At 65.9% G+C, this 17,966-nt stretch carries 15 protein-coding genes; 8 read left to right on the plus strand and 7 right to left on the minus strand.

Annotated features, from left to right (window positions below; translation table 11 throughout):
- Nucleotides 1-181: 181 nt before the first annotated feature.
- Nucleotides 182-1,057 carry an AEC family transporter gene (locus tag ACO6VM_RS01620; RefSeq protein WP_390971294.1) on the plus strand — a complete coding sequence of 292 codons (876 nt, stop codon included), beginning with the start codon at nt 182-184 and terminating at the stop codon, nt 1,055-1,057.
- A 29-nt stretch (nt 1,058-1,086) separates the two neighbouring features.
- On the opposite strand, the gene ACO6VM_RS01625 is transcribed toward ACO6VM_RS01620, so the two are convergent.
- Nucleotides 1,087-1,305, minus strand: a complete 219-nt coding sequence (locus tag ACO6VM_RS01625; RefSeq protein WP_125858650.1) for a hypothetical protein — start codon at nt 1,303-1,305, stop codon at nt 1,087-1,089.
- A 125-nt stretch (nt 1,306-1,430) separates the two neighbouring features.
- A complete protein-coding gene (locus tag ACO6VM_RS01630; protein WP_401059245.1) occupies nt 1,431-2,048 on the minus strand; it encodes a hypothetical protein in 618 nt (205 codons plus the stop codon).
- Between the two features lie 210 nt (nt 2,049-2,258).
- Here ACO6VM_RS01630 and ppk2 point away from each other — a divergent pair, with 210 nt between their 5' ends.
- Nucleotides 2,259-3,077, plus strand: coding sequence for a polyphosphate kinase 2 (gene ppk2 / locus ACO6VM_RS01635; RefSeq protein ID WP_401059247.1), 819 nt, complete (start codon nt 2,259-2,261; stop codon nt 3,075-3,077).
- Nucleotides 3,078-3,097: 20 nt separating this feature from the next.
- Here ppk2 and ACO6VM_RS01640 read toward each other — a convergent pair whose 3' ends face one another.
- The 3 genes from ACO6VM_RS01640 to ACO6VM_RS01650 form a co-directional block, all read right to left on the minus strand.
- Entirely contained in the window at nt 3,098-4,066 is a 969-nt protein-coding gene (locus tag ACO6VM_RS01640) for a ribonuclease Z (protein WP_401059249.1), read from the minus strand.
- 128 nt (nt 4,067-4,194) lie between these two features.
- Nucleotides 4,195-4,650 (minus strand): hypothetical protein, encoded by a 456-nt coding sequence (locus tag ACO6VM_RS01645; RefSeq protein WP_401059250.1) that lies wholly within the window; start codon nt 4,648-4,650, stop codon nt 4,195-4,197.
- Between the two features lie 589 nt (nt 4,651-5,239).
- Nucleotides 5,240-7,372 (minus strand): TonB-dependent siderophore receptor, encoded by a 2,133-nt coding sequence (locus tag ACO6VM_RS01650; RefSeq protein ID WP_401059252.1) that lies wholly within the window; start codon nt 7,370-7,372, stop codon nt 5,240-5,242.
- Nucleotides 7,373-7,611: 239 nt separating this feature from the next.
- Between ACO6VM_RS01650 and ACO6VM_RS01655 the strand changes: the two genes are divergently transcribed.
- Nucleotides 7,612-8,625 carry a transporter gene (locus tag ACO6VM_RS01655; RefSeq protein ID WP_401059254.1) on the plus strand — a complete coding sequence of 338 codons (1,014 nt, stop codon included), beginning with the start codon at nt 7,612-7,614 and terminating at the stop codon, nt 8,623-8,625.
- Here the strand turns inward: ACO6VM_RS01655 and ACO6VM_RS01660 are convergent.
- Both ACO6VM_RS01660 and ACO6VM_RS01665 read right to left on the minus strand, forming a co-directional pair.
- A complete protein-coding gene (locus ACO6VM_RS01660; protein ID WP_401059256.1) occupies nt 8,576-9,406 on the minus strand; it encodes a phosphatase PAP2 family protein in 831 nt (276 codons plus the stop codon). The genes ACO6VM_RS01655 and ACO6VM_RS01660 overlap by 50 nt on opposite strands.
- Before the next feature lie 2 nt (nt 9,407-9,408).
- Nucleotides 9,409-10,092, minus strand: coding sequence for a histidine phosphatase family protein (locus tag ACO6VM_RS01665; protein WP_401059258.1), 684 nt, complete (start codon nt 10,090-10,092; stop codon nt 9,409-9,411).
- Between the two features lie 280 nt (nt 10,093-10,372).
- Here ACO6VM_RS01665 and hflK (ACO6VM_RS01670) point away from each other — a divergent pair, with 280 nt between their 5' ends.
- The 5 genes from hflK (ACO6VM_RS01670) to ACO6VM_RS01690 form a co-directional block, all read left to right on the plus strand.
- Nucleotides 10,373-12,352 carry a protease modulator HflK gene (gene hflK / locus ACO6VM_RS01670; RefSeq protein ID WP_422402669.1) on the plus strand — a complete coding sequence of 660 codons (1,980 nt, stop codon included), beginning with the start codon at nt 10,373-10,375 and terminating at the stop codon, nt 12,350-12,352.
- Nucleotides 12,349-13,359 carry a protease modulator HflC gene (gene hflC / locus ACO6VM_RS01675; protein ID WP_401059262.1) on the plus strand — a complete coding sequence of 337 codons (1,011 nt, stop codon included), beginning with the start codon at nt 12,349-12,351 and terminating at the stop codon, nt 13,357-13,359. The genes hflK (ACO6VM_RS01670) and hflC overlap by 4 nt, the downstream gene beginning before the upstream one ends.
- Entirely contained in the window at nt 13,352-14,371 is a 1,020-nt protein-coding gene (hflK, locus tag ACO6VM_RS01680) for a protease modulator HflK (protein ID WP_401059264.1), read from the plus strand. Before hflC ends, hflK (ACO6VM_RS01680) begins: the two co-directional genes overlap by 8 nt.
- Nucleotides 14,368-16,302, plus strand: a complete 1,935-nt coding sequence (locus ACO6VM_RS01685) for a heavy metal translocating P-type ATPase (protein ID WP_401059266.1) — start codon at nt 14,368-14,370, stop codon at nt 16,300-16,302. Before hflK (ACO6VM_RS01680) ends, ACO6VM_RS01685 begins: the two co-directional genes overlap by 4 nt.
- Before the next feature lie 399 nt (nt 16,303-16,701).
- Nucleotides 16,702-17,966: IS256 family transposase (locus ACO6VM_RS01690; RefSeq protein ID WP_422402670.1), on the plus strand; the 1,265-nt coding region annotated here is incomplete at its 3' end.

Raw genomic sequence — 17,966 nt, forward strand, 5'->3', positions numbered from 1 at the left:
TCTTAGTGTGGGGCAAACCCCTCCACGGGGGGGGACCGAAAGGGGGGGGGATGTTCTCCCCCCGCGATCTGGCGCAGAGCGCCGGCGCTATCAGCCAACCCAGCCTTGGCGCATGGCGATGCACACCTGGAGGCATTAGTGCGCATAATGCGCGGCAGGTTTTTCAGGGAGAGTCTTCACAATGCTGGCCTCGTTGTTCGCCGTCCTGGCCCCCGTGTTCATCGTCGCCGGTATCGGCTACACCTGGGCCCGCCGCGGCCTGGACTACCCGACCGAGTTCATTGCGCGGGTGGTGATGACCGTCGGCACGCCCGCGCTGGTGCTGTCCACGCTCAACCGCACCCAACTCGATCCCGCCGCCTTCACCAGCATGGCCCTGGCCTGCGTGCTGTGCATGCTGGGCATGGCGCTGACCGGCTACCTGGTATGCCGCCTCAGTGGCCGGCACTGGCGCGTGCTGATGCCGGCTTTCATGTTCCCCAACACCGGCAACATGGGCCTGCCGATCAGCCTGTACGCCTTCGGCGAGCACGGCCTGGCGCTGGCGGTGGCATTCTTCCTCACCTTGTCGATCTTCCAGTTCACCCTGGGTATCGCCATTGCCGGTGGCGCCGCCTCGTTCAAGGCGTTGCTGCGCAACCCGATCGTGATCAGCTTGGCCGGCGCCATGCCGCTGATCTTCCTCGACGTCGAACTGCCGCGCTGGCTGGCCAACACCGCCGACCTGCTGGGCGGCATGACCATCCCGTTGATGCTGCTGACCCTTGGCGTTTCGCTGGCCAGCATTCGCCCGCAGCACATCGGCAGCGGCCTGGTGCTGGGTGGGTTGCGTATCGTGCTGGGGGCGGCAGTGGGCTGGGCGGTGGGTACCGCGCTGGGGCTGGGGAGCCTGGAGCGGGCGGTACTGGTGGTGCAGTCGTCGATGCCGGTGGCGGTGTTCAACTACCTGCTGGCCGTGCGGGCCAACCGCGAACCCGAGCAGGTGGCCAACCTGGTGATGTGCTCGACGCTGTTGTCGTTCGTGTGGTTGCCGGCAGTGCTGGCCTGGTGGTTGTGAGGGCCGGGCATTGCCGGCCCTCGCGGGCATCAGCTGCAAGGCTTGCTGTTGAGGGCATCGCCCTGGCGCGGCGCTTGCGCCTGCGATTGGACATGGGCATCGCGCTTGGCGACTGCCTCGGCCTGCTGCTGACGTTGTTGCGCCAACTGCTCGTTGCGCGCTTGCAGACGCTCGGCGCCGCCTTCGGCGAAGGCTGAAGTGGCCGAGGTCGCGGCCAGCAGGGCGAGGGCGAAAGACAGGGATTTCATGGTGTGACTCCATCGTTGAACCGGAAAACCGGCCGCGGGGCGGCCGGGGCGGGGCAAGGATGGCGACTGCGGATTTTCTCAGGATTAACAGCAGTCTCGAGTGCGCTGGGGCTGCGCAGCGGCCCTCAATTGGGCAACTGCTGTTGCACCCAGCCTTGCTCGGTCAAAGCCATGCTGGCAGTTGCCTCAAGCGGCTGGCGACTGCTGTTGAACGCCTGGCCAAGGCCTTTCACGCTGGCTTGCACCGACGCATCGCCAGCCCATGCGGGAAGCTCGCTGACCCTGTAGCGGTAGGTCACCTTCGATACCGTCCTGCCCGCCTGTTTGGTCGGCGCAGTGAACTGCTCGATGGCGGTAACCTGCGCCTTGCCCAAGCACAACCCGCCGACCTTGCTGTCACCTGCGTCGGCCTTGAAGTACTTGCGGCCTTCATCGGTCAGCGCGTAGGCGTAATAGATGTCGGTGCGTGCCGGTTGCCACAGGCGGGCAGGCACTTCAGTGCGGGCAATCTCTTTCTCGCTGACCACACCCACCTGAGCCAGGGCATGCAACGCCTGGTTGTTGCCGTCGACGTCGAAATCGCGGGTGCGGGTAGGGAAGCTGCTGATCACGAAACAATGCGGGTACTGGCTGTCGAGCCAGGTTTGCGCGGCCTGGCGTAGGCCGGCCTCAGTGGCTTGCCGGTCGTCCGAGCAGCCGAGCAGGGTCGCCAGCAGGGCCAGCGGTACGAGCTTCCTGTCCATCGTGGGGCTTCCTTGAATTGCCAAAATGCAGGTCTAGCGCCGGCCAGGGCCAGCGGCGACAGGATTAAAACCCGCAGGCCAGAGCGGCCGCAATCGTGGCAAGTGGACATGCCGGCAGCCCGCCCGGCAAATCGCCGAGGCTCATCCATACTGCTCTGATCCGCCACGGCAGCGCCGCGGCACTCAGGGGTTGGCACAGGGGAGCAGACGATGGCCAAGGTTGCGGGCAAGAAAAACAAAGGTAATGACGCCGGGAAACTCGGGCGCAAAGACTATGAGAGCGAACTGAAGAAGCTGCACGTGGAGCTGGTCAAACTGCAGCAGTGGGTGGTGGAGAAGGGCCTCAAGGTGTGCATCATCTTCGAAGGCCGCGATGGCGCCGGCAAGGGCGGCACCATCAAGGCCATCACCGAGCGCGTCAGCCCCCGGGTGTTCCGCGTAGTGGCGCTGCCGGCGCCGACCGAACGCGAGAAGACCCAGATCTACGCCCAGCGCTACCTCACCCATTTGCCGGCCGCCGGTGAAGTGGTGATCTTCGACCGCAGCTGGTACAACCGCGCCGGTGTCGAGCGGGTAATGGGCTTTTGCACGGATGAGCAGTCACACAAGTTCCTGACCGTGGTGCCGATGTTCGAGCGGATGATGGTCGAGTCGGGGATCATCCTGCTCAAGTACTGGCTGGAGGTCAGCGCCGAAGAGCAGACCCGCCGCCTGCAGGACCGCATCGACGACGGGCGCAAGCTGTGGAAGCTGTCACCCATGGACCTCAAGTCGTACAACCGTTGGGACGAGTACACCCGCGCCCGCGACGACATGTTCGCCGCCTCCGACTCGTCCTGGGCACCGTGGTTCATGGCCCACTCCGAGGACAAGCGCAAGGTGCGGCTGAACATCATCAGTCACCTGCTGCAGCAGGTCCCGTACAAGGACCTCAGCCACAAGCAGAAGATCGAGCTGCCCAAGCGCGGCAAGATCGGCAAGTACAAGTCGCAGCCTTACCCGTTCAAGATGGTCGGCGAGCGCTACTGAAGCAGGGGCCTGGGCTGGCCTCAGGCCTTGTCCAGCGCTTCGAGCCGGCCGTCACGCCCGAGGTGATAGCGCTGCAGGTCCTGCGCCAGGGTCAGGTGGCCGCTGTAGTGCGCCATGGCCTCCTCACGCACTTCTGCGATCGAGTTGCCACGGCCGTTGGCCGTGGGCTGGTAACGGGCACTGAAGTGGGTCAGCACCAGGTTCTTCACACCCGCGGCCTCGGCAAAACGCGCCACCTGCGCTGCGGTGCTGTGGCCGAAAGTGGTCTGGCTGCGCTCGACCACCGGCTGGGTGAAGGTGGCTTCGTGTACCAGCACATCGACGCCCTGGGCCACCTCGGCAAGCAGTTCGGGGCGGTCGTTGTCACCGCAGACGATGATCCGTTGCGGGGCGCGCGTGGGTTGCAGGTAATCACGGGGCTCGAGCGTGCGGCCCTCATGGGTGACGGCCAGGCCATGGGCCAGCTGCCCCCACAGCGGCCCGGCCGGGATACCGTGGGCCTTCAGGCGGTCGGTATCCAGCCGCGGTGCGGGGTCTCGCTCATCGAACACGTAGCCCCAGGAGGGCACGCGGTGCGACAGCTCGATCGTGCTCACCTCGACATTGCCGGCGCTGAAACCTATGAAGGTTTCCAGCGCCTGCAGCTGCAATTCGAACGGCAGGAAGGTCTCGCTCACCGCCAGGCTCTGGCGCACCCAGCCAAGCAGGGCGTCGGGCAGGACCAACGGCAACGGCTCCTGGCGCCCGCTCATGCCGGCGCTGGCCAGCAGCCCGGGCAGGCCGAAGCAATGGTCGCCATGCACGTGGGTGATGAATATCCCGCGCAGGTCCCGCATGGAAAGCGGGCTGTGCAGCAACTGGTGCTGGGTACCCTCGCCGCAATCGACCAGGTACCAGCCGTGGCCGGTGGATTCGATGACAGCGGTGGCGCTGACGTTGCGGGCCTTGGTGGGCACACCGGAGGAGGTGCCCAGAAACTGCAGGTCCATTGCCTAACTCCTTGACGTGACGGCTTTCCTGCCCCGCAGACGCGGGGCGCGCGGAGGCTAGCATGCCAGGCGTGGCAGGAGAAGCTGCACAGGTGCTGTACAGACACCTGTGCGGGGAGTGCCGGGCGTCAGGTGCCGCCGCGGTCGTCACCGACATCGTGATTGGCGCCGTCATCGGCACCGTGGCCGACGCCGTGGGCTTCGCCGGCGTCATGGTTGGCGCCGTCGTCTGCGCCGTGGCCGACACCGTGCAGGCCACCGGCCTCGTGGTTGCCGCCATCGTCTGCGCCATGGCCGCCTGCCGAGCCGCCATGGCCTGAGCCACCGCCATTACCGCTGCCGTGGCCACCGCCATTGCCGCCATGCCCACCGCCGCCACTACCCCCTCCACCGTGGCCGCCACCGCCGCCGCCACCTCCATGGCCTCCACCGCCACCACCCCCGCCATGGCCGCCACCTCCGCCACCACCACCGTCCTTCGCCATGGCGCTTGAAAATGCGCCCAGGTTGTCCGGCAGCAGCACGGACGATGCCGAGAGCACGCCGCCGATGGCCAGCATCCACACGATTTTTTTCAACTGCATAGTGATCTCCGCTCAGCGTTGCCTGCGTTTGCTTGCAGGGAAGGCCACAGCCGGTGGACCTCGACCGCCGGGGTGGCGGCCCGCCAGTCGTCTGGCAGGGTCCTGGAGCACGATCCTTCGAAGGCCGATGGCCCGTGGCGCGGCGATTGCCGCTTTGATAGTTGAGCGTAGTTTGTAATACGCAGTTACAAGTACCGGTTGTCAGGGATGGTGGTTCGAGGGTTTCTGACTGATACCGAGTGGGGGCCGGCAGGTGCTTGGCGACAGCTTTGCAGCGCTCTCAAGATCGAGCGCCGCCCGCGCGGCGCATCGCGGGACAAGCCCGCTCCCACATTTGTTGCAACGTGCCGAGCCTGTCAGGCCATGGTTGCCCGCCTTGGTGCATGGCGTTAGACATGTGAGAGGCCGGCAGCGCCCACCTCAATACCGCGTCGTGCCAACAAGGCGGACCAGGTAATGGCACAGGAGATACTGGCCCGAAACAAATGTGGGAGCGGGCTTGTCCCGCGATGCGCCGCGCGGGCGGCGCTCGATCTGATAGGCGCTGCAACTCTTGCGGCGGGCACCTGCACGCCCAACCGCAAAGCCTTTAGAAGGTGTACGCAACCCCAGCCTGCACCGTCCGCGGCGCACCTGGATACGCATAGGTATTGAAAGCCCCTTCGTCATACCCCTTGTTGAACACGTTCTTCACATCCAGGTTCAGGCGCACATGCTCATTGACCTTGTAGTAGCTGAGCAGGTCAACCACGCTGTACTGCTCCATGGTGTAAGTCACCGCCTCGGTCTGGCCGTTGCGGTCATCCACATACTTGAGCCCCACACCAAGCCCCAGTCCTTTGGCCAGTCCGTCCTGGAACTCATAGGTATTGAGCAGGCTGAAACTGTTGCGCGGGATGTTGGCCAGGCGTGTGCCGCTGGGCAGGCGGTTGTCCTTGGTCACTTCGGCATCGACGTAGGCATAACCGCCGATCACCCGCCACTCAGGGGTGATGTTGCCGGCCACGTTGAGGTCCAGGCCGCGGCTGCGCACTTCGCCGGCGGCCAGGCTGTAGTTGGGGTCGGCCGGGTCGCGGGTCAGCACGTTTTCCTTGACGATGTGGTAGATCGCCGCGTCGACGCTCAACTGGCGCTCCAATGCCTCCCACTTCATCCCCAGTTCGTACGACTTGCCTTTTTCCGGATCGAAGCCGTCGCCCTGGCGGCTGGCACCGGTATTGGGCTTGAACGAGCGCGCCGTGTTGGCGTAGACGGCAACGGTGTCGGTCAGGTCGTAGAGCAGGCCGAAACGCGGGGTGACGGCATTGTCGGCCGCCTGCCAGCCCTTGGCGCCCGGCAGGTAGTTGTCGTAGTCATGCTCGAATCGCTCCAGGCGCACACCCGCCAGCGCCTTCAGGCGCTCGGTCAGGGCCACCTGGTCCTGGACAAACCAGGCCCAGGTCTTGAGGTTTTCCTGGTCGTGGGTGGTGGTGCGGGTCAGGGCAGGGCGCGGCTGGCCCAGGACCGGGTGATAGATATCGATCGGGTAGGTGCCGTCGGTGGCCGAAGAGCGCTGGATGATCGAGCGGTAGTCATAGTCTTCGTACTCGATGCCGGTCAGCAGGGTGTGGCTGAACGCGCCGGTGTCGAAGTGGCCGGTGAGGTTGAGCTGGTAGTCGCGGTCGGTCCACTCCAGCTTGCGGTAGTTGAAGTTGCGCTGCAGGGTGTGGCCGTCGGCCGGTGCCTTGTTGGCTTCCACGGCGTTGCCCTGCAAGGTGCCGTCGAGCCACTGCATGCCGCCGGCCAGGGTCCAGTTGTCGTTGAGCAGGTGCTCGAAGCGCAGTTGGGCCATGTTGTTGTCGTTGTGCAGCAGGTTGTCGCTGCCTTTCTCCCAGATGTAGGTGTCGCGCGAGGCGCTGCCGGTCTGGGTGCCGTAGCGGGTCAGGCCACGGTCGAGGGGGTGGTTGTTACGCATGAAATCGCCCTCGAAGACGATTTTGGTGCTGTCGTTGACCTGCCAGCTGAGCACTGGGGCAACGTCGTAACGCTCGCTCTGGACGTCGTCACGGAAGCTCTCGCCGCCCTCGCCAAGCACATTCAGGCGGTAGGCCAGGCTGCCGTCCTGGCTCAACGGGCCGGTGGCGTCGAGGGTTGCGCGGTGCATGCCTTGGTCATCGAGCTGGCTGCCCAGGGTGACCTTGGATTCGGGCAAGGGTTGCTTGCTGACCACGTTGAAGGTGCCGCCGGGGTCGCCACGGCCGTACAGGGCGGTGGCGGGGCCGCGCAGCACTTCCAGGCGTTCGACGGTGTTGGCGTCCGGGGCGTTGGGGTAGCCGCGGTTGATCGGGAAGCCGTTGCGGTAGAACTCGCCCGTGGTGAAGCCGCGCACGGTGAAGGTGGTCAGGCCCTGGCCGCCGAAGTTGTTGGCCCGGCCAATGCCGCCGGCGTAGTCGAGGGCGTCCTGCAGGCGGGTGGCGCCGGTGTCTTCCAGCACATCCTTGGGCACCACGCTGACCGACTGTGGGGTTTCGTGCAGGGCAGTGTCGGTGCGGGTGGCGCTGGCCGAACGGGTGGCGCGGTAACCTTCGACCGGGCCGTCGGCCCGCTCGTAGTCGGCGGCATCGGCATTGATGTTCACGGCTTCAAGCTGAATGCCGGTGCTGGTTTCGAGCGGCGCTGGCGCGGCCCAGCTGAACATCGGAGCGGCGTGGAGCAGGCACAGCGACACAATCCTGTAACGCATGGGTTCAGGTCCTGGAGAGGGGGCACGGGAGAGGGTGTAAAGCGCCGCGATCTTATCTGGTAACAATTCCCATTACCAGATGTTTTGGCATACCGAATGCCAGTTGTGACGGGCGTGCCAGTTCCATGAGCGTCGGCTGCAACAGCCGAGGCCACCAGCGAAAACGTCACGCGACTGTCATGTGACGTTACCTAATATGACCCTCTCTGAACCGGGACTCGCCGAGGTCGCTCCGCCGCATGCTCCCCGCCAATCCGCAAAACCCCGAAACCGACCTGCACGGCTTGCTCTATGCGTATCTGTTCCGCCCGGGCCAGCCCGGCCGCGAGCTCGACTCGGCACAGGCGCTGGCACATTTGCAGGCGCCAGCCGACGAGCAGTTCCTCTGGCTGCACCTGAACCTTGCCCACGCCGCCTGCGAGCGCTGGATGAAAAGCCACCTGGACCTGCCCGAAACCTTTTTCGAAACCCTGCGCGAAGGGTCGCGCTCCACGCGTATCGAGCACACCGACAGTGCCTTGCTGGCGGTGGTCAACGACCTGGTGTTCAGCTATGGCGTGATGTCGTCCGACGTTTCCACCTTGTGGGCCTGTGCACGCAGCCGCTTGCTGGTCAGCGCACGCTTGCAGCCGCTGCACTCGGTGGACGAGCTGCGCTCATCGGTAAAGCGCGGCGAGGGGTTCGGTTCGACGGTGGAGTTGCTGGTGCACCTGGTGCGCGACCAAGGTGAGCTGCTGACCCGGGTGCTGCGCGAAACCACCTTGAAGATCGACCGCATCGAGGATCAGTTGCTGTCGCTGCGCCTGAGCGACAACCGCGCCGAGCTGGGTAGCCTGCGCCGCGTGCTGGTGCGCCTGCAGCGCCTGCTGGCACTGGAGCCGGGCTCGCTGCTGCGGCTGCTGAACCGCCCGCCCGAGTGGTTGCACGAAGAGGACATCCGCCAGTTGCGGGCCTCTACTGAAGAGTTTTCGGTGATCATCAGCGACCTCACCAGCCTGGTCGAGCGGATCAAGCTGCTGCAGGAAGAGATTGCCGCCAAGCTCACCGAAGAGAACAACCGCACCCTGTTCACCCTCACCGTGGTCACCGTGCTGGCACTGCCGATCAATATCATCGCCGGCTTTTTCGGCATGAACGTCGGGGGCGTGCCGCTTTCGGACGACCCCCACGGCTTCTGGGTACTGGTGGCGCTGGTGGTGACTTTTACGTTGATTGCAGGGCGCTGGGCGTTTCGCAAGCGGGGCGATTACTGAGCCTTGCCTGCGGCGTTGCCTGCAAGGCCGGGCGGCCATAGAACAGCAGCGCGGTGCTCCAACTGGTCAGCCAGACGAAAATGCCGGCCCAGAAGGTATGTGACATGTAGTGCCAGCCCTGCAGCACCCGGGTGGTGCCGTAGAACATGCCCACCAGCAGGATCGCCACCAGCAACTTGCGCGCATGCAACCAGCGGTGGCGCAGGGCGATGAAGTACAGGGCCAACAGGGTGAAACCGCTGGAGGCGTGGCCGCCGGGCCAGCAACGGCCCGGGCCGGCGCGGTCGACCCCGTTGAACTGATCGAACCATTCGTAGCGCGCTTCGGTGCCGCCATACAGCGTGGTTTCCACCGGGCAATACACCCCGGTGTGGCTCTTCAGGTAGTGGATGACCATGGTGCACAGGCCGAACGCCACCACCACGAACCACAGGTCGCGGCGGTAGCGGGTGCTCCAGCGCATCACCGGGGCGATGCGCACCGTTTCCAGCAAGCCGGTGGCACGGGCCGAGCGCGAGGCCAGAGGCCACAGCAGCGACAGCAGCACCCCGATCACCGCCAGTTCACCCGTCCAGTCCGGCAGGATCCGCGGCCACTTGTGGGTGAGTTTCTCGAACAGCGCGTTGTGCGCGAAGACGAATTGCCCGTTGGCATCCAGCAGCAGGTTGCTGATCCAGCGGTCCAGCTCGGTCAGGTCGAACAGCACGAACACCAGTACCGCCAGCAACAGCGGGAAGGCCAGGTTGTTGAGGTAGAAGCGCGTGCGCATGGACAACTGCATGGTCACATCCCTTTGCCAGGGGCCAGGTTGCGCCACTGGGTGGCGTTCATCTGGCCAAGAAGCTGTGGTTCACCGGCACTGTCGAGCGACAGGAACAAGGCACTTGCATAACCGCTGCTGCGTTCGCCGCCGGCTACGCCCAGTTGCCGCTCGAGCTGGTCGATGCAGCCACTGTGGGTCACCAGCACCAGGTTATGGCCGGGGCGCTTGTGGTCGAACACCGCGCTGGCGAAGGTCGCATCGCAACGAGCCACCCAGTCCTGGGTGGTGATGTTCTTGCCGAACATGAAGCCTGCCGTCTGCCGGGTACGCACCTCGGGGCTGGCCAGGATATCGCTGTCCTGCAGCCCCAGCCGCTCGAGCCCAAGGCCCACACCGACAGCAGCGCGGCTGCCGTCCTCGGTGATGCCGGCCGGGTCGCTCAGACAGGCGGCATGGGAGCGGTCGCAGCGTTCGGCGTGACGCACCAGGACGATGGCCGAGCCCTTGGCCCAGGCTGCATAGGTACCGCTGCGGCTCATCTGCCGCTCGCTGCCGAGGTCGCGGACCTGGGTGCGTGAGGCAAAAGACACGCCCGCAGTCAGGGCCAACGCCACGCACAGGCCGGCAAGCAATGCCCTTGGGGAAAGCCGAAGGCGTCGGTGCGGCTTCAGGGAGGAGGGTTTGACGAGGGTGCCTTGCAGCATGCAGTCACTCCGAGGGTGAGCAATGTTGGATGCAGCGGCACTGGGCCACGGGCATCGCGAGTGGCGGCACTTTAAGCAGGCGAATGTTGGGAGACGGTGAGGCGGATGTGAAAAAAATGCGAGAGGCGCTCTGGTCGATGAAATCGATGAAATATTTCCTCACAATTTTTTCACTGGCGTTGCTATAACATAACGAAATTAACCGTGCCTTGAATCTGCCACAGCCTGCCGGGTGGGTGACCACCTTGCGGCCATGCACCCTTGAGTCTTTGGAGTCTTCATGAGCGTCAACCTGGATAGCCCTGGCCTGGACCTGCAGGGGATTGCGCGCTTCCAGCAAGCACCCACGCAGGCACGCCGCCTGGTGCTGCTGGTCTACAGCGCGGCGGCGGCGGCCGTCTTGCTGGGTGGGCTGGCGTTCTTTGTCGGGTTGTTCGCACCCGCTTCCCATTGGGCGCCCTTGCTGAGCATCAATGCCGCCGCCTGGTTGCTGGTGGCCGCTGCCAGCCAGTCGGCCTGGGGGGTTGCCGGCTGGCGCGCTGCTGCCATCGGCCAGCCCCCCGCGCAGTTGGCTTTCTGGCGCAAAGCCGGCCAGGAGGAGGGCGACCCTGAACTGCTCAGCCCCTACGAGCGCTGGCTCGAGCGGCTGGGCGCGCTGTGCCTCAGGCAGTTGCAGCGCATTGGCGGCGACGCACTGTGGCTGTTCGGCCTGGCACTGCTGGCGTTGCTGCTGGTGCAGGCGCATTGGCGGTTCGATCTTCCGGCTGCCGCCCTGGCCAGCCAGGCGAGCTGGGTGGCGGTGGGTACATGGGCGTTGCTGGCTTTCGGGCTGGTAGTCGTCGAGCGCCATCTGGCCAGCAGCGACGGCAATGCATGGCCTGAAGCTGCGGCGCTGGCGGCACAGTTGCGGTTGCTGATCGCTGTGCTGGTGCTGTCTATTGCTTGCCTGGCGTTCGCCGACGGCGAGCGGCTGTGGCCGGCACGCCTGGCGGTGCTGATCGGCCTGCTGCCTGGCCTGCTGGCCATCGAATTGATGTTGCGGGCCGTACTGGCGGTGTTCAGCCCGCGCCATCCACGCCGCGAACCCCAGTGGCTGGCGCGCAGCCTGGTCGCCGGAGCGTTGCAATGGCCGCCACGACCGCTGGCCTACCTGCAGGGCGAGTTGCACCAGCGCCTGGGCATCGACCTGCAGCAAATCTGGGCCTTCGGCTTCATGCGTCGCGCCTTGTTGCCGGTACTGGCAGTGGTCGGCGTGGCCGGCTGGCTGCTCACCGGGGTAGTCGAAGTACCCATGGACGGGCGCGGCGTGTATGAACGCTTCGGCAACCCGGTGCAGGTCTATCAACCCGGGTTGCACCTGGGGCTGCCCTGGCCGCTCGGTAAGGTCGTGCGGGTGGACAACGGCACTCTGCACGAGTTGGCCAGCACCGGCGACGCTGCCGCCGCCGAGCCCCTGGCCGCTGCCGAGGGGCCTGCGCCCGTGGGCGCCAACCGCTTGTGGGATGCCACCCACCTCAGCGAGAACGCCCAGGTGATCGCGGGCAGCGATGGCGGCGCGCAGAGCTTCCAGATCGTCAACATGGACGTGCGCTTCATCTACCGCATCGGCCTGAGCGACGCTGCGGCGCTGGCTGCCACCTACCACAGCAGCGATATCGAGCAGTTGCTGCGCAGTGTCGCCAACCGGGTGCTGGTACACGACTTTGCCGGGCGCTCGCTCGACGGCGTGCTAGGCGAAGCGCGCGAAGCCCTGGGCCAGGATATCGGCAGGGCGGTGCAAGCCGATCTTGATCGGCTCGACAGCGGCGTGGAGATCCTGGCCACGGCGATCGAAGCGATCCACCCGCCTGCCGGTGCGGCCAATGCCTACCACGGCGTGCAGGCCGCGCAGATCAATGCCGATGCCTTGATCGCACGTGACCGTGGCCAGGCCGCACAGCAGGCCAGCCTTGCCCGCCAGGCCGCGACCCTTGCCGCCGATTCGGCCAGCGCCGGCGCCCATCAAACCCGGGCCAAGGCCCAGGCCGCGGCGCTGGTGTTCGATGCCGAACGGGCGGCCTGGGCGGGTGCTGGCCAGGCCTTTGTCCTGGAACAGTACCTGGGCCGGCTGGCCCAAGGGCTGGCCGGTGCCCACAGCCTGATCATCGACCACCGTCTGGGCGCAGCCCAGGCGCCGACCCTGGACCTGCGCAGCTATGCACTGCCGGTGGACCCAGCGGTATCAACCTCCAGTAGCCGCAACCAGGAGCACGCCAAGTGAGCCAGAGCACCCATGCCGCCCACGACCACCATGGCTGCGACCATGACCATGACCATGACCATTCACCTGCTGACCAGGCGCCGGCCGGCCCCGTCCGGCGTCGAATGTTGAGCGCCGCGCTGCTGGTGCTGCTACTCGCCGCGACTGCCAGCCTGGTGCAGGTACGGGTCGGCGAGGCCACCGTCATCACCCGTTTCGGCAACCCCTCGCGGGTGTTGCTGGAACCGGGCCTTGCCTGGCGCTGGCCGGTGCCGTTCGAAGCGGCGGTGCCGGTCGACCTGCGCCTGCGCACCACCTCCAGCGGCCTGCAGGACGTCGGTACCCGCGATGGCCTGCGGATCATCGTGCAGGCCTATATCGCCTGGCAGGTGGCGGCCGACCCGCAGAGCATCCAGCGCTTCATGCGCGCCGTGCAGAACCAGCCCGACGAAGCGGCGCGGCAGATCCGCACCCTGGTGGGCTCGGCACTGGAAACCAGCGCCAGCGGCTTCCAGCTGGCCGACCTGGTGAACGTGGACGCCAGCCGCGTGCGCATCGACGCCTTCGAGCAGCGTTTGCAGCAGCAGATCGCCGACCAACTGGCGCGTACCTACGGCATCAAGGTGGTGCAGGTGGGCATCGAGCGGCTGACCCTGCCCAAGGTGACCCTCGAGGCCACCGTCGACCGCATGCGCGCCGAGCGCGAGACCATCGCCACCGAGCGCACTGCCGAAGGCAAGCGCAAGGCGGCCGAAATCCGCTCGGCGGCCGAGCGTGACGCCCGTATCCTCGAGGCCGACGCCAGCGTCAAGGCCGCGCAAATCCAGGCTCAGGCCCAGGTCGATGCGGCACAGATCTACGCCAAGGCCTATGCCGGTGCCCCTGAGCTGTACCGGCTGCTGCGCTCGCTAGACACCCTCGGCACGTTGGTGACGCCCAGCACTCGCCTGGTGCTGCGCACTGACGCGGCGCCGTTCCGCGTGCTGGTGGACGGCCCGGCACTGCCGGCGGGGCATGCCCATGAATAACCCGCGTGGTAGCGCTTGGCTGCAGGCCGGCGGCGTCGGTTTCATCGCGCTGTATGCGGTCACCCTGCTGGCGGCGCTGGGCTGGCTGTTCGGCAATGTTCGCGAAATCGGCCCGGAGAACCGTGCGGTGGTGCTGCGCCTGGGCGCCGAGTCGCGGGTCCAGAACGCCGGTTTGCTGCTGGCCTGGCCGCGGCCGTTCGAACAGGTGCTGATGCTGCCGTCGGCCGACCGGGTCAGCGAGCGCCGGATCGAGCTGCTGCTGCGCTCGGAACAGGCGCGCAAGGCCGACCTGGACGGCAAGCTCGCCGGCGATGCCACGGCGGGCTCGGGCTACCTGCTCAGTGGTGACGCGGGCATGGTGCAACTGGACGTGCGGGTGTTCTACACAGTCAACGAGCCTTATGCCTTCACCCGTCAGGGCGAGCATGTGCTGCCAGCGCTGGAGCGCCTGGTCGAGCGCAGCGCGGTGCAGGTCTGCGCCTCTCGCGACATGGACGCGATCCTGGTGGCCCGCCCCGAACTGGTCGGCGCCGACAGCGGCGTTGCCGAGCGCCGTGAGCGCCTGCGGGGCAACCTGCAGCAAGGCATCAACCAACGCCTGGCGGCGCTCAAGGCGGCCGGCGGCGAGCTGGGCATCGAGGTGGTGCGGGTGGATGTGCAGTCCTCACTGCCCGTGGCGGCGGTGAACGCCTTCAACGCCGTGCTCACCGCCAGCCAGCAGGCCGAGCAGGCGATCGCCAGCGCGCGCAACGACGCCGCGCGGCAGTTGCAGCAGGCCACCCAGGCTGCTGACCACACCCGGCAGGTGGCCGAGGCCGAGGGGCGTGAGCGCGTGTCCGCCGCCCAGGCCAGCACGGCGACCATCGTCGGCCTGGGCGCTCAGCAAAGCCCGGACCTGCTGCTGCGCCTGTACCGCGAGCGCATTCCCTCCATTCTGTCCCACGCGGGCAGCGTGACCACCGTCGACCCCGGCGATGCCGGGCGCATGATCCTGGAAGGCCCGAAACCATGAGTACTCACCACCACGGCCATCACCATCACCACCATGGCCATGTGCATCTCACGGCAGGGCTGTTGTCCAGCGACGAGCGTCGCCAGGCCGCCCGCCAGCTGACCCTGGCCATGCTTGCCCTGGGCCTGCTCGGCTTGGGCCTGGCCTGGCGCTGGCTGGCCCCGGCCCAGGAGGCCGTGGCGCAGTTGCTGCTGGGCTGCGCCTCGCTGCTGGTGGCGATGCCGGTGCTGCGCTCGGCCTGGTTCAGCCTGCGCCAGCCGAGCCTGCACGGCATCACCGACCAACTGATCGCCCTGGCCATGCTCGGCGCCTGGGCCACCGGAGATCTGGCCACTGCCGCACTGCTGCCGGTCATCATGATCTTCGGCCACGTGCTGGAAGAGCGCAGCGTGCTCGGCTCGCAGGAGGCGATCGAGGCCCTGGGGCGCCTGACCCGCAGCCAGGCGCGTCTGATCGGTGCCGATGGCCAGGTTCGCGAGGTCGACAATGCCAGCCTGGTACCGGGCGATCAGGTCGAAGTGCGCGCCGGCGACCGGGTACCGGCCGATGGGCGGGTGCTGGAGGGCCATGCCAGCCTGGACACCGCGCCGATCACCGGGGAGGGCGTCCCTCAGGATGTGCAGGCTGGCGCGGCGGTGCATGGGGGGGCGATCAACCTCGATGGCCTGTTGCGTATCGAAGTCACCCGCGTCGGCGACGATTCCACACTGGGCAAGGTCATCGCCCTGATGCAGCGCGCCGAGCAGGCCAAACCGCCGATCACCCGCTTGCTCGAGCGCTATGCCGGGCGTTATCTGCTGCTGGTGTTGCTGATCGCCGCCGCCACCTGGTTCATCACCGCCGATGCCCAGGCCATGCTCGCCGTTCTGGTGGCCGCCTGCCCCTGTGCGCTGGTACTGTCGGCGCCGGCCACCGCCGTGGCCGGCATTGCCGTTGCCGCGCGGCACGGCATCCTGATCCGCGGCTCGGCGTTTCTTGAGGAGCTTGCCGACCTGACCTCGTTGGTGATCGACAAGACCGGCACGCTCACCCACGGCAGCCTGCATCTGCAGCGGGTACTGTGCAGTGCATCGGGGTGGCCTGAGGATAAGGTCAAACGCCTGGCGGCGAGCCTGGGCACGGCCAGCAGCCACCCGGTCAGCCGCGCCTTGGCCGGGCTGGTCAGCCACGATCGGTTACTGGCCCTGAGCGATCTGCGCGAACGCCAGGGTTTCGGCGTATTGGCCCGCACCGCCGATGGCGAAGCCGCGCTGGGGCGCCCGGAGCTGTTCGAGCAACTGGGCATCGCCATGCCCGCAGTGCCGGCCCATGACGGGCCGATTGCCGGGTTGGCTCTGGATGGCCACTTCGTGGCCTGGCTGCTGCTGGCCGACAACTTGCGTGCCGAAGCCGCCGAGGCCATGACGCAACTGCGCGAGCTGGGGTTGGGGCGGCAACTGCTGCTGACCGGCGACCGGCAGAGCGTGGCCGAGGCGGTCGCTGCGCAAACCGGGATCGGCAGTGTGGTCGCCCAGGCGTTGCCACATGACAAGCTGCAGCACGTCAACCAGGAGCTGCAGGCCGGTTTCCGGCCGCTGGTGGTGGGCGATGGCATCAACGACTCTTTGGCGCTCAAGGCGGGGGTGGTCGGTGTGGCCATGGGCGTGGGCGGCAGCGATATCGCCATGGCTGCGGCCGATATCGTGCTGATCAACCCCGACCTGCGCCGGCTGGGTACCTGTGTTCGCCTGAGCCGCTTGTGCCGCCGTACCCTGCAATGGAATGTGCTGATTGGGTTGGGTTGGACTTTGGGGATCATCGCTGCGGCTGCGTTTGGGCTGTTGGGGGCGGCTGGGGCGATGATTGCGGCGGTGTTGCATAACTTCAGTACTTTGTTGGTGCTGGGGAATGCTGGGCGGTTGTTGCGGTATGACGAGAGGGGGGTGGAGTGAGGATTGGGTGAGGGCCACCAGGTGCCTGGCGGGAGATTGGGTGAGGGCCACCAGGTGTTCACCGGTGATTTTGCAGCGCCTGTGAGATCGAGCGCCGCCCGCGCGGCGCTTCGCGGGTAAACCCGCTCCCACCGTTTGTTTCGGGCCAATTATTCCTGTGAAAGTACCGGCGCCTGCCTTGGTGCATGCCTTGAGTCATGTGGGGCGGCGGCAACGCCCACACTGAAACCGAGTCGTACCAACAAGGCGGACCAGGTGATGGCACAGGAAAGACTGGCCGGAAACAAACTGTGGGAGCGGGTTTACCCGCGAAGCGCCGCGCGGGCGGCGCTCGATCTTGAGGGCGCGAGGGTGTCAGAAATTTTGTGTTCGGGCATACCATGAGTAAGAGGTGCATGTATGCCAACCAAAAAGAAACCGCTTCGAGAGTTACCGAAGGTCCCGAAAGAGCTGCTTGAACAGTTTTCCGCGACCGAGCTGCTTGAACAGTTTTCCGCGACCCCGCTGATGACCGCCGAGGCCATTGAGGAGGCCTCTGCCGCCTTCAAGAAAGCACTGATCGAGCGAGCCCTGAACGCCGAACTTGGTCATCACCTGGGCTATCCTCCGGGCGCGCAGCGCCCAGAGGATGAGACCAACCAGCGCAATGGCACGAGTGGCAAGACTGTGCTGACAGGCGATGGCCCGCTACGGCTGGATATCCCTCGGGACCGTGACGGCAGCTTCTCGCCCATTCTGATCCCCAAGCATGAGCGCCGTTACACCGGATTCGATGACAAAATCATCGCCATGTACGCCCGTGGAATGACGGTCAGAGAGATACGGGCCTTCCTGTCCGAGCAGTATGGAACCGACGTTTCACCCGATTTCATCAGCTCTGTGACAGACGAGGTCATGGAAGAGATTGGCGCGTGGCAGCAGCGGCCACTGGAGCCGATGTACCCGGTCATTTTCTTCGATGCGCTGCGGGTGAAGATCCGCGAAGAAGGCCTGGTGCGCAATAAGGCCATTTACCTGGCGCTGGGCGTTCTTCCCGACGGGACGCGCGATATCCTGGGCATCTGGATCGAGAACACCGAGGGTGCAAAGTTCTGGATGAAGGTCTTTAACGATCTCAAGAAGCGTGGCGTCGAGGACGTGCTGATTGCCGTGACCGACGGCCTCAAAGGCATGCCAGAAGCCCTCAGCGCAGTATTTCCAGAGACGACGTTGCAGACATGCATCGTGCACCTGATCCGCAACAGCCTGGACTATGCGGCGTGGGACAAGCGTCGAGAGCTGGCCAAAGCGCTGAAACCGATTTACCAAGCCATCAATGCCGAAGCGGCTGAGCAAGCACTCGATGAGTTTGAGAGCGGGCCGTGGGGCGAGAAATATCCGACGGTGGTGGCTGCCTGGAGGCGCGCCTGGGATCGAGTGATTCCATTTTTCGTCTTCCCACCGGCCATCAGGAAGGTGATTTACACCACCAACGCCATTGAGAGCATCAATGCTCAGCTACGCAAGATCATCAAGACCCGGGGCCATTTTCCGAACGATGACGCAGCCACCAAACTGATCTGGCTGGGGCTGCGAAACATCACGGCGAATTGGGGCTCGGCGGCGCATGATTGGAAAAGTGCAATGAATCAGTTTGCGATTCTGTACGGAGATCGGTTCATCAG

The organism is Pseudomonas sp. GZD-209 (assembly GCF_049310485.1).
In the GTDB taxonomy this organism is placed as follows: domain Bacteria; phylum Pseudomonadota; class Gammaproteobacteria; order Pseudomonadales; family Pseudomonadaceae; genus Aquipseudomonas; species Aquipseudomonas sichuanensis.

Excerpts from the sequence above, each read along its gene's own strand:
- ACO6VM_RS01640 (WP_401059249.1), bottom strand. The coding sequence starts at position 4,066 with ATGGACCTGCAGTTTCTGGGCACCTCCTCCGGTGTGCCCACCAAGGCC.
- hflK (WP_401059264.1), top strand. The coding sequence starts at position 13,352 with ATGAATAACCCGCGTGGTAGCGCTTGGCTGCAGGCCGGCGGCGTCGGT.
- ACO6VM_RS01645 (WP_401059250.1), bottom strand. The coding sequence starts at position 4,650 with ATGCAGTTGAAAAAAATCGTGTGGATGCTGGCCATCGGCGGCGTGCTC.
- ACO6VM_RS01655 (WP_401059254.1), top strand. The coding sequence starts at position 7,612 with ATGCTCCCCGCCAATCCGCAAAACCCCGAAACCGACCTGCACGGCTTG.
- ACO6VM_RS01650 (WP_401059252.1), bottom strand. The coding sequence starts at position 7,372 with ATGCGTTACAGGATTGTGTCGCTGTGCCTGCTCCACGCCGCTCCGATG.
- ppk2 (WP_401059247.1), top strand. The coding sequence starts at position 2,259 with ATGGCCAAGGTTGCGGGCAAGAAAAACAAAGGTAATGACGCCGGGAAA.
- ACO6VM_RS01625 (WP_125858650.1), bottom strand. The coding sequence starts at position 1,305 with ATGAAATCCCTGTCTTTCGCCCTCGCCCTGCTGGCCGCGACCTCGGCC.
- ACO6VM_RS01685 (WP_401059266.1), top strand. The coding sequence starts at position 14,368 with ATGAGTACTCACCACCACGGCCATCACCATCACCACCATGGCCATGTG.
- ACO6VM_RS01660 (WP_401059256.1), bottom strand. The coding sequence starts at position 9,406 with ATGCAGTTGTCCATGCGCACGCGCTTCTACCTCAACAACCTGGCCTTC.
- ACO6VM_RS01630 (WP_401059245.1), bottom strand. The coding sequence starts at position 2,048 with ATGGACAGGAAGCTCGTACCGCTGGCCCTGCTGGCGACCCTGCTCGGC.
- hflK (WP_422402669.1), top strand. The coding sequence starts at position 10,373 with ATGAGCGTCAACCTGGATAGCCCTGGCCTGGACCTGCAGGGGATTGCG.
- ACO6VM_RS01620 (WP_390971294.1), top strand. The coding sequence starts at position 182 with ATGCTGGCCTCGTTGTTCGCCGTCCTGGCCCCCGTGTTCATCGTCGCC.
- ACO6VM_RS01665 (WP_401059258.1), bottom strand. The coding sequence starts at position 10,092 with ATGCTGCAAGGCACCCTCGTCAAACCCTCCTCCCTGAAGCCGCACCGA.